Source organism: Polynucleobacter sp. 78F-HAINBA, from assembly GCF_018882325.1.
In the GTDB taxonomy this organism is placed as follows: domain Bacteria; phylum Pseudomonadota; class Gammaproteobacteria; order Burkholderiales; family Burkholderiaceae; genus Polynucleobacter.
In genome coordinates this window covers 169,862-184,523 of sequence record NZ_JACVOQ010000003.1, presented here as the reverse complement: position 1 = coordinate 184,523, position 14,662 = coordinate 169,862, and the positions used below count along the sequence as shown (strand labels likewise).

At 46.8% G+C, this 14,662-nt stretch carries 14 protein-coding genes and 1 tRNA gene; 1 reads left to right on the top strand and 14 read right to left on the bottom strand.

The features are described 5' to 3' along the window. Positions 1-5: 5 nt before the first annotated feature. The 13 genes from nuoG to rpsO form a co-directional block, all read right to left on the bottom strand. The gene (nuoG, locus tag ICN11_RS04580) at positions 6-2,330 is read right to left on the bottom strand and encodes an NADH-quinone oxidoreductase subunit NuoG (protein WP_216229359.1); all 2,325 of its coding nucleotides are present in this window, start codon (positions 2,328-2,330) and stop codon (positions 6-8) included. Between the two features lie 31 nt (positions 2,331-2,361). Further along, entirely contained in the window at positions 2,362-3,660 is a 1,299-nt protein-coding gene (gene nuoF, locus ICN11_RS04575; protein WP_216229358.1) for an NADH-quinone oxidoreductase subunit NuoF, read from the bottom strand. Further along, positions 3,657-4,163, bottom strand: a complete 507-nt coding sequence (nuoE, locus tag ICN11_RS04570) for an NADH-quinone oxidoreductase subunit NuoE (RefSeq protein ID WP_216229357.1) — start codon at positions 4,161-4,163, stop codon at positions 3,657-3,659. Before nuoE ends, nuoF begins: the two co-directional genes overlap by 4 nt. A 23-nt stretch (positions 4,164-4,186) precedes the next feature. Continuing rightward, a complete protein-coding gene (locus ICN11_RS04565) occupies positions 4,187-5,440 on the bottom strand; it encodes an NADH-quinone oxidoreductase subunit D (RefSeq protein ID WP_216181924.1) in 1,254 nt (417 codons plus the stop codon). A 3-nt stretch (positions 5,441-5,443) separates the two neighbouring features. Next, complete coding sequence (locus ICN11_RS04560) at positions 5,444-6,043, bottom strand: NADH-quinone oxidoreductase subunit C (protein ID WP_216229356.1); 600 nt, start codon at positions 6,041-6,043, stop codon at positions 5,444-5,446. A 3-nt stretch (positions 6,044-6,046) separates the two neighbouring features. Then, positions 6,047-6,529, bottom strand: coding sequence for an NADH-quinone oxidoreductase subunit B family protein (locus tag ICN11_RS04555; RefSeq protein ID WP_011902891.1), 483 nt, complete (start codon positions 6,527-6,529; stop codon positions 6,047-6,049). 5 nt (positions 6,530-6,534) lie between these two features. After that, positions 6,535-6,894 carry an NADH-quinone oxidoreductase subunit A gene (locus tag ICN11_RS04550; RefSeq protein WP_011902892.1) on the bottom strand — a complete coding sequence of 120 codons (360 nt, stop codon included), beginning with the start codon at positions 6,892-6,894 and terminating at the stop codon, positions 6,535-6,537. A 109-nt stretch (positions 6,895-7,003) separates the two neighbouring features. Next, positions 7,004-7,088 (bottom strand) — tRNA-Leu (locus ICN11_RS04545). Between the two features lie 85 nt (positions 7,089-7,173). Continuing rightward, entirely contained in the window at positions 7,174-7,521 is a 348-nt protein-coding gene (secG, locus tag ICN11_RS04540) for a preprotein translocase subunit SecG (protein ID WP_216229355.1), read from the bottom strand. Between the two features lie 22 nt (positions 7,522-7,543). Continuing rightward, entirely contained in the window at positions 7,544-8,302 is a 759-nt protein-coding gene (tpiA, locus tag ICN11_RS04535) for a triose-phosphate isomerase (protein WP_216229354.1), read from the bottom strand. A gap of 17 nt (positions 8,303-8,319) precedes the next feature. Beyond that, a complete protein-coding gene (locus tag ICN11_RS04530) occupies positions 8,320-9,318 on the bottom strand; it encodes an NAD(P)H-quinone oxidoreductase (RefSeq protein ID WP_216229353.1) in 999 nt (332 codons plus the stop codon). Positions 9,319-9,343: 25 nt separating this feature from the next. After that, complete coding sequence (pnp, locus tag ICN11_RS04525) at positions 9,344-11,512, bottom strand: polyribonucleotide nucleotidyltransferase (RefSeq protein WP_216229352.1); 2,169 nt, start codon at positions 11,510-11,512, stop codon at positions 9,344-9,346. Between the two features lie 271 nt (positions 11,513-11,783). Further along, the gene (gene rpsO, locus ICN11_RS04520) at positions 11,784-12,053 is read right to left on the bottom strand and encodes a 30S ribosomal protein S15 (protein WP_015420915.1); all 270 of its coding nucleotides are present in this window, start codon (positions 12,051-12,053) and stop codon (positions 11,784-11,786) included. A 210-nt stretch (positions 12,054-12,263) separates the two neighbouring features. Between rpsO and ICN11_RS04515 the strand changes: the two genes are divergently transcribed. Next, the gene (locus tag ICN11_RS04515) at positions 12,264-12,866 is read left to right on the top strand and encodes a YSC84-related protein (protein WP_216229351.1); all 603 of its coding nucleotides are present in this window, start codon (positions 12,264-12,266) and stop codon (positions 12,864-12,866) included. Between the two features lie 41 nt (positions 12,867-12,907). Here the strand turns inward: ICN11_RS04515 and ICN11_RS04510 are convergent, their stop codons facing one another. Next, positions 12,908-14,455 (bottom strand): 2-isopropylmalate synthase, encoded by a 1,548-nt coding sequence (locus tag ICN11_RS04510; RefSeq protein ID WP_215334779.1) that lies wholly within the window; start codon positions 14,453-14,455, stop codon positions 12,908-12,910. Positions 14,456-14,662: the final 207 nt, after the last annotated feature.

Sequence of the window (14,662 nt, the reverse complement as noted above, 5' to 3'; positions counted from 1 at the left end):
GTCCCTTATGCCTTGCTAACAGTTACAGGACCAAACATCGATCCCAATTTAGCGCTAGCCATAGTGCCCGCAGAAATTCTGACGGCACCCTTGGCCAAGTTCGCTTCCAATGTGACAGGCAAATCTACGGACTGACCACCTTGGATCACTCGCACAGCATCGCCCTCTTTCAAGCCCAACTCATTAAAGAGCGCTTGACCTAATCCAACTTGATTGCCACGCTTAGCATCACGCGTTAACTGCAATGCTGATGAACGACGGACGATTTGATCACCGGCGTAAATGCCAACATCAGATATGCGCTCTAAACCTGCTGACGAGCCTGCATTGCCACTAGTTAAATTAGTTAAGTCAGTAGCTGTAGATTGGTTTGACAACTTAGCGCAGTAATTCTCACCAAGCGCTTCACCCAACACCTCTTCAGGCATGTTGTAGAGGAAGCCATCTAAATTCAATAAACCACCTAGAACACGAAGAACTTTCCATGCTGGACGAGAATCGCCTAAAGGTTTTACAGCTGGCTGAATCGTTTGTGCACGGCCTTCTGAATTAACAAAAGTAGACACTGTTTCTGTAAATGTAGAGATCGGCAGAATTACGTCAGCGACCTCAAGCAGATCAGCGCTCTTATAAGCACTTAAGGCAATCACTGTATTAGCTTTAGCCAAAGCAGCGCGAGCCTGTGCAGAGTTTGGCAAATCAGCATCTGGCTCGATATTCATCAAGATCACAGCGCGGCGCTCACCGGATAACACGGATTCAACGCCAACACCGTTGGCATTTACCAAGCTAGCACCAACAGCATTACCGCCAACCGGCAAGAAGCCTAAAGTTGCGCCAGTTTGCTCAGCAATAAATTGCGCCAGCATATGTAAATCAGATGCCTGTGGATGCGCGATTGCGGCAGAGCCCAGCAATACAGAAGTAGATGTACCGGAAAGCAAGCTATCTGCAATTTTTTGCGCAGTAGCAGACACAGGTAAATTTGGCGTGCAGGCCGGAGCAGTAGCAGACTTCGCTTTAGCCACAGCCAATGCCACTTCGCTTAATGTGTTGAGCCATGCGCTCGGAGTTGCAGCAATACCAGTATTAGGAATTAACCAATCATCGCCACCAGCATCAATACGTGAAACCTGTAAGCCACGCTTAGCTGCAGTACGTAGACGAGCAGCAATCAATGGTTGCTCTTTACGCAAGAAGCTACCGATTACTAAAACACGATCTAATTCACTTACTTTGCTAATCGGCATACCCAACCATGGGGCAGAGGCAGCGCCCTTCACGTCAGTTTGACGTAAACGAGTCTCAACTTGCTTAGAGCCTAAACCACGAATCATCTTCTGGAGGAGGTACAACTCTTCAGTACTAGAGATTGGATGCGCTAAAGCAGCAACCGCTTCAGGGCCACTCTCAGAGGAAATGGTTTTAAGTGAATGAGCAACATAATCCATTGCGGATTGCCAATCAGTCTCAAGCCACTGACCGCCCTGCTTCACCATTGGTGTCGTTACGCGATCCGCGCTATTCAAACCTTCATAGGCAAAGCGATCACGGTCGCTAATCCAGCACTCATTTACTGCGTCATTTTCCAAAGCAACAACACGCATTACTTTGTTGGCTTTAGTTTGAATAGTAGTGTTCGCACCAAGACTATCGTGTGGACTCACTGAGCGCTTACGACCCAATTCCCAAGTACGCGCAGCATAGCGGAATGGCTTGCTTGTCAAAGCGCCAACTGGGCACAAATCAATCATGTTTCCAGACAACTCTGAATCAATGGTTTGACCTGCAAAAGTCGTGATTTCAGAATGCTCGCCACGGTTGACCATACCCAATTCCATGACACCGGCAACTTCTTGTCCAAAGCGTACGCAACGGGTGCAGTGAATACAACGGGTCATCTCCTGCATGGAGATGAGTGGACCTACATTCTTATGGAAAACAATACGCTTTTCTTCTTCGTAGCGTGAATTCGATTTACCGTAACCAACTGCTAAATCTTGCAACTGGCACTCACCACCTTGATCGCAAATTGGGCAATCCAAAGGATGGTTAATCAGCAGGAACTCCATGACAGAGCGCTGAGCTTCAACTGCTCTAGCAGAATGTGTAAACACCTTCATGCCTTGCGTCACTGGAGTTGCACAAGCTGGCAAAGGTTTAGGAGCCTTCTCCACTTCTACCAAACACATACGGCAGTTAGCAGCGATAGATAATTTCTTGTGATAGCAGAAGTGAGGAATATAAGTGCCGATCTTGTTCGCGGCGTGCATCACCATCGAACCTTGCGGAACTTCTACAGCCTTACCATCTAATTCGATTTCAACCATGCTCACTTTAAGATGTCCCGTGCTCAATGTCTTATAAAGGTTTCGCAGAATCTAAGCAGCGCTTATGTTCTACGTGATACGCAAATTCATCCATGTAATGCTTCAACATGCCGCGAACCGGCATTGCAGCTGCATCACCTAAGGCGCAAATCGTGCGACCCTGAATGTTTGCCGCTACATCGTTCAATAAATCCAAATCTTCTGGACGGCCTTCACCATGTTCGATGCGGTGAACAATGCGCCACAACCAGCCAGTACCTTCACGACATGGGGTGCACTGACCGCAAGATTCTTCGTGATAGAAGTAAGACAGACGTTCTAAGGCGCGAACCATACAACGTGTTTCATTCATCACAATCACAGCACCAGATCCCAACATCGAACCTGCTTTCGCAATGCTGTCGTAATCCATTGTGAGGGTCATCATCTCTGCGCCAGGAATAACTGGTGAAGAAGATCCACCAGGAATTACCGCTTTCAATGGGATGCCATCACGCATACCACCGGCAAGCTTCAACAGCTCAGCGAATGGAGTGCCTAATGGAATCTCGTAGTTACCTGGATAAGTAACATCGCCAGAGATAGAGAAAATCTTCGTACCGCCGTTATTTGGCTTACCCAACTCTAAGTAAGCTAGACCACCAATTGCCATAATGAATGGCACAGCAGCAAATGTTTCAGTGTTATTGATGGTGGTTGGCTTGCCATACAGACCAAAGCTTGCAGGGAATGGTGGCTTAAAGCGTGGTTGGCCCTTCTTACCCTCAAGAGACTCCAGCAAAGCAGTTTCTTCACCACAGATATAAGCGCCCCAACCTGGAGCGGCATGCAATTGGAAGTTGAAATCACTTCCCATGATTTTGTCGCCAAGATACCCAGCAGCTCGAGCCTCATCAAGAGCCTCTTCGAAACGGGAATAGACTTCCCAAATTTCGCCGTGGATATAGTTGTAGCCCACAGTGATGCCCATAGTGTAGGCACCAATAATCATGCCCTCAATCAAGGCATGCGGGTTGTAACGCATGATGTCGCGGTCTTTAAATGTACCCGGCTCACCTTCGTCACTATTGCAAACTAAATACTTTTGGCCAGGGAATTGACGGGGCATAAAGCTCCACTTCAATCCAGTTGGGAATCCTGCGCCTCCACGACCACGTAATGATGAAGCTTTTAATTCAGCAATGATTGCGTCAGGTGCAACTTTGTCATTGATGATGCGACGGAGTTGTTGATATCCGCCACGGCTTTCGTAATCTTTTAAACGCCAGTTCTCGCCATTCAATCCAGCAAGAATCAAAGGCTTAATGTGTCTGTCGTGCAAGCTGGTCATCCTGCTTTCCCTTCTGCACGGAGCTCATTTAAGAGAGCGTCAATCTTTTCTTTACTCATGAAGCCGCACATACGCTTGTTATTCACCAACATCACTGGAGAATCTCCGCAAGCACCCATGCACTCACCCTCTTTTAGAGTGAACGTACCGCACGGAGTTGTCTCGTTGTAGCCAATGCCAAGAGTTTCTTTTAAATACGTTGCAGCAGTTTCACCATGGGTTAACTGGCAAGGTAGGTTTGTGCAAATCACCAACTTGTATTTGCCAATTTTTTTGGTGTCGTACATGTTGTAGAAAGTAGCCACTTCATCCACTGCAATGGTTGGCATTTCCAAAATTTGAGCAACAGTAGCAATCACCTCTGGCGAAACCCAACCTACTTCAGTTTGGGCGGCAATCAAAGAAGCCATCACGGCAGATTGTTTTTGTTCTGGCGGGTATTTCGCGACATTGCGCGCAATGTCTGCGAGCGTTTTGTCTGAAAGTTGAAGAGTTGTTGTCATGAATTAATCCTTGGCGCGCTGAATTAGCGGTCAATCTCCCCGAACACAATATCTTGGGTACCAATAATGGTTACAGCATCAGCCAACATGTGGCCGCGTGACATCTCATCCATTGCAGATAAATGCACAAAGCCTGGCGCACGAATCTTCATGCGGTATGGCTTATTCGCACCATCAGAAATCAAGTAGATACCAAACTCACCTTTTGGATGCTCAACGGCAGAGTAAGCCTCGCCATCAGGAACGTGCATACCTTCAGTAAAGAGTTTGAAATGGTGAATCAACTCTTCCATATTGGTCTTCATGTCCACACGCTTCGGTGGAGACACTTTATGGTTGTCGCTCATGACAGGGCCATCATTTGCCTTGAGCCAAGCCACGCACTGTTTAATGATGCGATTGGATTGACGCATTTCTTCCATGCGCACTAAATAGCGATCATAAGAATCACCATTCACGCCAACCGGAATATCAAAGTCGAGTTTGTCGTAAGTCTCGTAAGGTTGCTTTTTACGTAAGTCCCACTCAATACCAGAACCACGAAGCATTGGGCCAGTGAAACCGAGTTGCAAAGCACGCTCAGGAGATACGACACCAATACCAACTAAGCGTTGTTTCCAAATACGGTTATCCGTTAAGAGATTGCAATACTCATCTACGTTGGCATCAAAACCATTTGAGAACTGCTCAATGAAATCGAGTAATGTGCCGCTACGATTTTCATTCAAACGCTTGATTGCAGAAGCACTACGAATCTTCGACTTGGAGTACTGCGCCATCTGTGTAGGTAGGTCGCGATAGACGCCACCCGGACGATAGTAAGCAGCATGCATACGAGCGCCAGAAACAGCTTCGTACATATCAAAAATATCTTCACGATCACGGAATGCGTACAAAAATACGGCCATTGCACCAACGTCTAAACCGTGACAACCAATCCACAAGAGGTGATTGAGTAAACGGGTTAACTCGTCAAACATCACGCGAATATATTGAGCGCGTTCTGGCACATCTACTTGTAGCAATTTCTCAATCGCCATTACATAAGCATGCTCATTTGACATCATCGATACATAGTCCAGACGATCCATGTAAGGAACGTTCTGAATCCAAGTACGTGTCTCAGCTAATTTTTCTGTAGCGCGATGCAATAAACCGATATGCGGGTCAGCGCGCTGAATTACTTCGCCATCGAGCTCTAACACCAGGCGTAATACGCCGTGTGCCGCAGGATGCTGAGGACCGAAATTGAGGGTGTAGTTCTTAATTTGTGCCATGACTTAAACCGGACCTCCGTACTGCTCTTCGCGCACGATACGTGGCGTGATTTCACGCGCTTCAATCGTGACAGGCTGATACACAACACGCTTTAACTCTGGGTCGTAACGCATTTCAACGTTGCCAGAAATTGGGAAATCTTTTCTAAATGGATGACCAATGAAACCGTAGTCAGTCAAGATGCGACGCAAGTCTTCATGACCATCAAACAAGATGCCATAGAGATCAAACGCTTCACGTTCAAACCAGTTAGCAGCTGCCCAAACTGGAGTTAGCGAAGCAACCACTGGATACGCATCTTCTGGTGCGAACACGCGTACACGCAAGCGCCAGTTATGTTCGATAGACAAGAGATGAGATACAACACCAAAGCGCTGACCACCCCACTGCCCTTCGCGGAAATCTTGATAATCCACGCCGCACAAATCAATCAGTTGCTCAAAAGCCAATGAAGACTCATCACGCAACAACATAGCGGATTCAAAATAGGTATCTGCATTTACAACAACAGTCACTTCACCCAAAGCAATCTCAATAGATTGCGCACGCTTACCTAAAACTTTTTCTAGATTGGCAGCGAGTTGAACTAAACGATCTGACATGGTTTAAGCCTTCCGCGCAATCGTGCTGGTGCGAGCGATCTTGGATTGCAACTGAATGATTCCATAGATCAGCGCTTCTGCAGTTGGAGGACAGCCAGGAACATAAATATCAACTGGCACGATGCGGTCGCAACCGCGAACTACTGAATACGAGTTATGGTAGTAACCACCACCATTGGCACAAGAACCCATCGAGATAACCCAACGTGGCTCAGGCATTTGGTCATAAACCTTACGGAGCGCTGGAGCCATCTTGTTACACAAGGTACCAGCAACAATCATGAGGTCAGACTGACGCGGGGATGGGCGGAAAACCACACCAAATCGATCCAAGTCGTAACGGGATGCGCCTGCGTGCATCATTTCTACAGCGCAGCAAGCAAGACCAAATGTCATTGGCCATAAAGAGCCATTACGCGTCCAGTTAATTAACTGGTCTGCAGTAGTGGTAACAAATCCTTCTTTGAGAACGCCTTCTAATGCCATATCTATCACTCCCAGTCGAGAGCGCCCTTTTTCCAGATATATACAAAGCCAACGATGAATTCCAATAAGAAAATCACCATAGAGGCGTAGCCGAACCAGCCGATATCACGAAGAGCCACACCCCATGGGAATAGGAATGCAGTTTCTAAGTCAAACAAGATGAATAGGATGGCAATAAGGTAGTAGCGCACGTCGAACTTCATACGCGCATCTTCGAAGGCCTCAAAACCGCACTCGTATGGCGACAGTTTTTCAGCATCTGGCTTCGAAGGAGCCAAAATTTTTCCGAGGAACATGGGGACTAAACCCACCCCAATACCTACGAGGATAAAAAGAAGAACAGGAAAGTAATTAGCGAGATTCAAAATGGTCCTGAGTCGTTCGTCTGACAAATCTTTAGATACAGCAAATTATCAATTAATCCACTACATAAAACGTTGATTTACAGCATAAACCCCTACAAATTTTACAATTTGGTGCCGACGGCGAGACTCGAACTCGCACAGCCTAAGCCACTACCCCCTCAAGATAGCGTGTCTACCAATTTCACCACGTCGGCATCTTGTAAAACCTGTCAATTCTACTGCATTGCACCACTGAACTACCCCGAAAACAGGGGTAGAAAGTGCTGAATTCCTACTTTTTTACTTTGGAACTGCTGGCTTAGTGGGATCCTGAACTGGGGCAGCTGGTGCAGCAGCGGGAGCTACGACAGGAGCAACGGTTCCAGACAAAATACCAGGGCTAACTTCCTTCTTATTACCAATCCAGGTAATCCCCAAAGTGCAGACAAAGAAGACTGCAGCAAAAATGGCGGTTGTGTGGGAGAGGAAATTGGCTGAGCCACTGGCGCCAAACAGGCTACCAGAAGATCCTGAGCCAAATGCAGCGCCCATATCGGCACCTTTACCCTGCTGAAGCAACACAAGCAAGATCACAGCCAAAGCTGAAATAACCTGCAAAACGATCAATAAAGTCTTAAACCATTCCATGGCTTATCTCCAAATAAAAAATCTAGGCCTGACAAATAGCGAGAAAATCCTGCGGGTTCAATGAAGCACCCCCAATCAATCCGCCATCAATATCTGGCATTGCAAACAATTCAACGGCATTGTCCGGTTTAACACTGCCGCCATACAAAATTCCCACATGGGACGCTACATCTTCATCAAATTCCGCTAGCTGCAAGCGAATTGCTCGGTGCATATCCTGAGCCATCTGAGCGCTTGCCACCTTCCCCGTACCAATCGCCCAAATAGGCTCATAAGCAATGAGGCAGTCAGCCAAACGGTCTTGCAAAATAGCCACCTGCTTTGAAATCTGACCTCGAACTACCTCAACCTCACGACCCGAGTTACGCTCATCCGCAGACTCACCAACACAAATCACCGGAGTCATGCCGCTATCAAGCACCTGAAGGGCTTTCTCAGCAACCTGCTCATCAGCCTCATGGTGGTGCTGACGACGCTCAGAGTGCCCAACAATCACGTAAGCGCAATGTAATTCTTTGAGCATGGATGCGGCAACCTCGCCGGTATAAGCTCCAGCAGCATAAGCCGATGCATCCTGAGCACCCAAGCTTAAAAAAGCGAGTGAGCATTCTTGAATCAATTCACCACACTGCGATAAATAAGGCGCTGGCACGCAGACTGCATACTTACGGCCTGCTGGCATGCCCTGCTCCATCCCATGACAAACGGTCTTGACCCAGTCTGCGTTACTCGCAAGACTGCCATTCATTTTCCAGTTGCCGATAACAGTGAGTGGACGCATTAAATCTAGCTCAATACTTAAACAGTTAACACAATCTTGCCAACGTGCTCAGAAGACTCCATCAAACGATGAGCATCAGCAGCTTGGTCTAAGGTAAATGTTTTATAAATCACCGGCTTTAACTTGCCCGCATCTAACAAAGGCCAGATACGTGCATGCAACTGCTGGGTAATTTGTTTCTTGAATGACACTGGACGTGGGCGCAATGTTGAACCAGTGATGGTTAAACGGCGACGCAAAATTTGACCAGTATTCACTTCTGCTTTTGATCCACCCATGATCGCAATGATCACGATACGACCATCATCAGCCAAACAATCAATTTCTTTTTGTACGTAAGCACCAGTGACCATGTCAAGCACCACATTGACACCTTTGCCATCTGTAGCTTTCTTTACTTCTTCCACAAAGTCTTGTGTCTTGTAGTTGATCGCCAAGTCAGCACCTAAAGCTACGCAAGCTGCGCACTTCTCATCAGTACCGGCAGTAACAAATACTTTATGACCTAAAGCTTTGGCAATCAAAATGGCAGTTACACCAATGCCACTAGAACCGCCCTGCACCAACAAAGTTTCACCTTCAGATAACTCACCACGCATGAAGACGTTGCTCCACACGGTGTAAAAAGTTTCAGGTAATGAAGCTGCTTCTTGATCAGTAAATCCTTTTGGGTAAGGCAAGCATTGCGCAATGGGAGCGGTACACAGTTCCGCGTAACCACCACCCTGCACAAGCGCACAAACCTTATCACCCACTTTGAGGCCAAACAGATTGTCAGCGTGAGCTAGGTCACCACCAACAATCTCGCCAGCCACTTCGAGACCAGGAATATCCGATGCGCCTGCAGGAACTGGGTAATGGCCTTTACGTTGTAAAACGTCTGGGCGATTAATCCCAGCAGCAATCACCTTAATCAAAATCTCACCCGTACCAGCAGCCGGAGCCACTGGATCTGGACGAGTGGCAGACACCAGCATTTCTGGTGCGCCAAATTCTTTGATTTCCATTACGCGCATATGAATCCCCGCTCGCTTACTTTACTTAAGCAGTTTCGCCAGATGCAGGAGCTGCTTCAGCAGTAGCTTCGCTAGTGCCAGCCAAAGGAGCAATCGTGCCACCTTCATCAGCCATCGCAGCCTTGAGAGATAAACGCAAACGACCACGCTCATCAGCAGCTAACAACTTCACGCGAACCACTTGGCCTTCTGCTAAGTAGTCTTTAACTTCTTTTACACGCTCATTGGAAATTTCAGAGATGTGCAAGAGACCGTCTTTACCTGGAAGAATGTTTACCAAAGCACCAAACTCGAGCAACTTCACAACTGGACCTTCGTAGATCTTACCTACTTCAGCTTCAGCAGTGATGCCTTCGATACGCGCTTTCGCTTCAGCCATGCCTTCAGCAGAAGTAGAAGCGATTGTTACAGTACCGTCATCTTTAATGTCGATGCTGCAACCAGTTTCTTTAGTCAAGGCCTGAATTGTTGCGCCGCCCTTACCGATGACTTCACGAATCTTGTCTGGATGAATCTTGAAAGAAACCATACGTGGAGCATGTGCAGACAATTCAGTGCGAACTGAACCCATTGCTTCTTGCATCTTGCTCAAAATGTGCAAACGGCCTTCTTTAGCTTGGGCCAATGCAACTTGCATAATTTCTTTAGTGATGCCTTGAACTTTAATGTCCATTTGCAAAGCAGTAATACCGTTAGCAGTACCAGCTACTTTAAAGTCCATGTCGCCTAAGTGATCTTCGTCACCCAAGATGTCTGTCAACACAGCAAAACGATTGCCATCCAAAATCAAGCCCATTGCAACACCAGCAACGTGCGCTTTAACTGGAACACCAGCGTCCATCATTGCTAAACAGCCGCCGCAAACAGAAGCCATGGATGAAGAACCATTGGACTCAGTAATTTCAGAAACCACACGAATGCTGTACGCAAAATCCTCTGCACTTGGCAATACTGGAATCAATGCACGTTTAGCCAAACGACCGTGACCAATTTCACGACGCTTAGGGCTACCTACACGACCTGTTTCGCCAGTAGCGAACGGAGGCATGTTGTAGTGGAACATGAAGCGATCACGGTACTCACCTTCGAGCGCGTCAATGATCTGCTCATCACGTGCAGTACCTAGAGTAGCTACTACAAGAGCCTGTGTCTCACCACGGGTAAACAATGCTGAACCGTGTGTGCGTGGCAATACGCCATTACGAATTTCGATTGGGCGAACAGTGCGTGTATCACGACCATCAATACGTGGCTCACCATTCAAAATCTGGCTACGAACAATCTTCGCTTCGATTTCAAACAAGATGTCGTTAACGGCAACAGCGTCAACATCACCCTCTTCTTGTAACTTAGCTACCACTGTTTTAGTGATTTCTTTGAGCTTGTCTGAACGAGCACCTTTTTGACGAATCTGATAAGCCTCACGCAATGGCGCTTCAGCCAATGCAGTTACCTTAGCGATGAATGGCTCATCTTTAGGAGCAGCAGTCCAATCCCACTCTGGCTTGCCAGCTTCAGTCACTAATTCGTTAATTGCATTGATTGCAGTTTGCATTTGGTCATGACCATATACAACAGCGCCCAACATGATTTCTTCTGATAACTGATTGGCTTCTGATTCAACCATCAATACAGCAGCTTGTGTACCAGCAACAATCAAATCCATCTCGCTAGTAGCTTGCTCTGTACGAGTTGGGTTCAAGAGGTATTGGCCGTTAGCGTAACCAACACGTGCAGCGCCAACTGGGCCAGCAAATGGAATGCCTGAAACAGCTAAAGCTGCAGAAGCGGCGATCAATGCAGGAATATCAGCAGGAACGTCTGGGTTGATAGACAGCACATGAACCACTACCTGAACTTCGTTTAAGAAGCCTTCTGGGAACAATGGACGCAATGGGCGATCGATCAAACGGGAGATTAATGTCTCACCTTCTGATGGACGACCTTCACGACGGAAGAAGCCACCAGGGATTTTTCCTGCGGCGTAAGTTTTTTCGAGGTAATCAACAGTCAATGGGAAAAATGACTGGCCCGGCTTAGCTGATTTAGAAGCAACTACTGTGCCCATTACTACTGTGTCATCCACATTAACGATTACAGCACCACCAGATTGACGAGCAATCTCGCCTGTTTCCATTGTTACTTGATGGTTGCCCCATTGAAACGTCTTTACTACTTTTTTAAACATAGTCATTCTGATCTTCTCCAAATTGTTCACGTAAAAGCCACATGGATTTCACGCTTGCCGTGGGATAAAGCAGTGTCACGACAACACTGGAGCGTTTGAAGATCACAAGGGATGCCATTCCAGGGAGACACTGGATTTAATAATCCAGAAACTCATTGGAATGACACGATCCCCTACACAAATAATCTTGAAGCGCTCAAAAAACATGCCATCTGCTTAAGACTGATTCTGTTACGAAACAACCCTAAGAAAGATGGCATTGCAATACCGATAAGAATTACTTACGGAGACCTAATTTCTCGATCAATGCGCGATAGCGACCCAAATCCTTGCCCTTGAGGTAATCCAAGAGGCGGCGACGGCGTGAAACCATCTTCAACAAACCACGACGGCTGTGATGATCTTTAGCGTTAGCTTTGAAATGGGGGGTTAATTCATTGATACGGGCTGTTAGCAATGAAACTTGAACTTCAGGGCTACCTGTATCGTTTGCGCTGCGCGCGTTTTCTTTGACGATTTCCGCCGTTTTAATATCAGCAACTGCCATTTTCATACTCCTTACTTGCGAACACTTGAGCTTTCACCCAATCCGTGTCGTGCATTAATTAATCAAATAAAACAAAAAAGCTTTAAAAATCAAAGCCCTCGAATTGTAGCAGAGACAGGTCAAAAAATGGGTTGCCTCTCCTAGAACTTGCTATCCTCTAGTGGATCAAACCCCATTTATAATAAAATTATCCAATAAAATCAATAAGTTATGAAAATTCATCGTCTTGCCCCGTCTATATTTACCCTGGTCTTGGGCGCTTTTTGCCTCAGCAACACTGCTTTTGCCCAATTTTCCAATCCTTTTGGCCCTCAAAAGACAGTTGCTCAGCAACGGGAAGACATTCTTAAAACGAGCAATGACATCCTCAAGGCGCTTTATCAGGTTCAACCAAAAGCAAAAGAAGTGATTGAAAAATCGGTTGGGTACGCCACCTTTAGCAACTTTGGCATGAAGATTCTGATTGCAGGCGGAGGCACGGGTAGCGGCGTTGTTATTCAAAAGGATGGGGTTAAGCCGATTTATATGAATATGGCCGAAGTCCAGGCTGGCCTGGGCCTTGGAATTAAGTCATTCCAGAACATCTTTGTATTTCAGACAAAAGCAGCCTTAAATGACTTCGTGAATTCCGGCTGGACCTTTGGCGGTCAGGTCACTGCAGCTGCCAAGTATGAAAGCAATGGGGATGCCTACCAAGATGCAGCCACAGTCGCTCCTGGAGTATTGATGTATCAACTTACAGACTCAGGCCTTGCCGCTGAAATCACCGGCAAAGGTACCAAGTACTACAAGAACACAGACCTCAATAAATAAGAGGTGTATGACTCAGATACTGCAGATGCCACCAAGAATGATTAAGGTGTCATCTGCGCATTGAGCTTAGCTTGGCTAGGATCATGCAATTTATTCAGTGCAGATAAGTAAGCTTTCGCTGATGCAGCAATGATGTCTGGATCAGTGCCAACACCATTGACGATGCGTCCACCTTTAGCGAGTCGCACAGTAACCTCACCTTGAGATTGCGTGCCTGAAGTGATCGCATTCACGGAATAGAGCAACTGCTCCGCCCCACTCTTCACGATCTCTTCAATTGCATTCAAGCTAGCATCCACTGGGCCATTACCTTCAGCCTCAGAGCTCGCCTCTTTGTCGCCCACTCGGAAAGTAACCTTAGACTTTGGACGCTCACCTGTTTCGGAATGCTGACTCAAAGAAATGAATTTATAAAACTCACCCTCTTCCGCTGCAGCAGAGTCTGACATGATGGCAATAATATCTTCATCAAAGATTTCTGATTTTTGATCAGCCAATGCCTTGAAGCGAACAAATGCTTCATTCAAATCTGCTTCAGCTTCAATTGCGATACCCAACTCTTGCAAGCGTTGCTTGAATGCATTACGGCCAGACAACTTACCCAACACAATCTTGTTAGCAGACCAACCCACATCTTCTGCGCGCATGATTTCATAGGTATCGCGATTCTTCAAGATGCCATCTTGGTGGATGCCGGAAGTGTGCGCAAATGCGTTGGCGCCAACGACCGCCTTGTTTGGCTGAACTACGAAACCAGTAATTTGCGAGACCAACTTCGAAGCAGGAACAATTTGAGTGGCGTCGATACCGCATACCATATCAAAGTAATCCTTGCGTGTACGCAAAGCCATCACAATCTCTTCTAAGGCCGTATTACCAGCGCGCTCACCTAAGCCGTTAATGGTGCACTCAATTTGTCGAGCGCCACCAATCTTCACACCAGCTAATGAATTGGCGACAGCCATACCTAAGTCATTGTGGCAATGCACAGACCAAACCGCTTTATCTGAATTCGGAACACGGGTGCGTAAGGTCTTGATAAATTCACCATACAACTCTGGCGTGGCATAACCTACGGTGTCAGGAATATTGATGGTGGTCGCACCTTCGTTGATGACCGCCTCCACTACTCTGCATAAGAAATCCATTTCTGAGCGATAGCCGTCTTCTGCAGAGAACTCGATATCCTCAGCCAAGTTTCTAGCAAAGCGAATAGAACGCTTAGCTTGCTCTAAAACCTCTTCTGGAGACATGCGTAATTTCACAGCCATATGCAATGGGCTGGTTGCCAAGAAAGCATGAATGCGTTTTGCATTAGCCGCTTTTAGGGCATCTGCTGCACGAGTTATGTCTTTATCGTTGGCGCGAGCAAGCGAACATACGATGGAATCTTTCACGGCCGCTGCTACAGCAGAGATCGCCTGAAAGTCGCCCTCAGAGCTCGCAGCAAATCCAGCTTCGATCACATCTACCTTGAGGCGCTCTAACTGGCGAGCAATGCGAACCTTCTCATCCTTGGTCATTGAGGCACCAGGCGATTGTTCGCCATCACGTAAGGTGGTATCAAAAATGATTACTTTGTCACTCATCACTACTCTCCGGTTCAATATTGCTTAATTGTGTTTACTACTCAATTGCGAATCTAAAAACAAAAACCCCAGCAATTTGCTGGGGCTGGTATGTCGTGGCTAATGAATTACTTTAATCTCATTAACTCAGGCCTTACCTGCCCCAAGCTGTAGGCTTAGTGCTAGTAGAAGCAGGTTCGAGATTAGTGAGAAATTCATCAACATGGA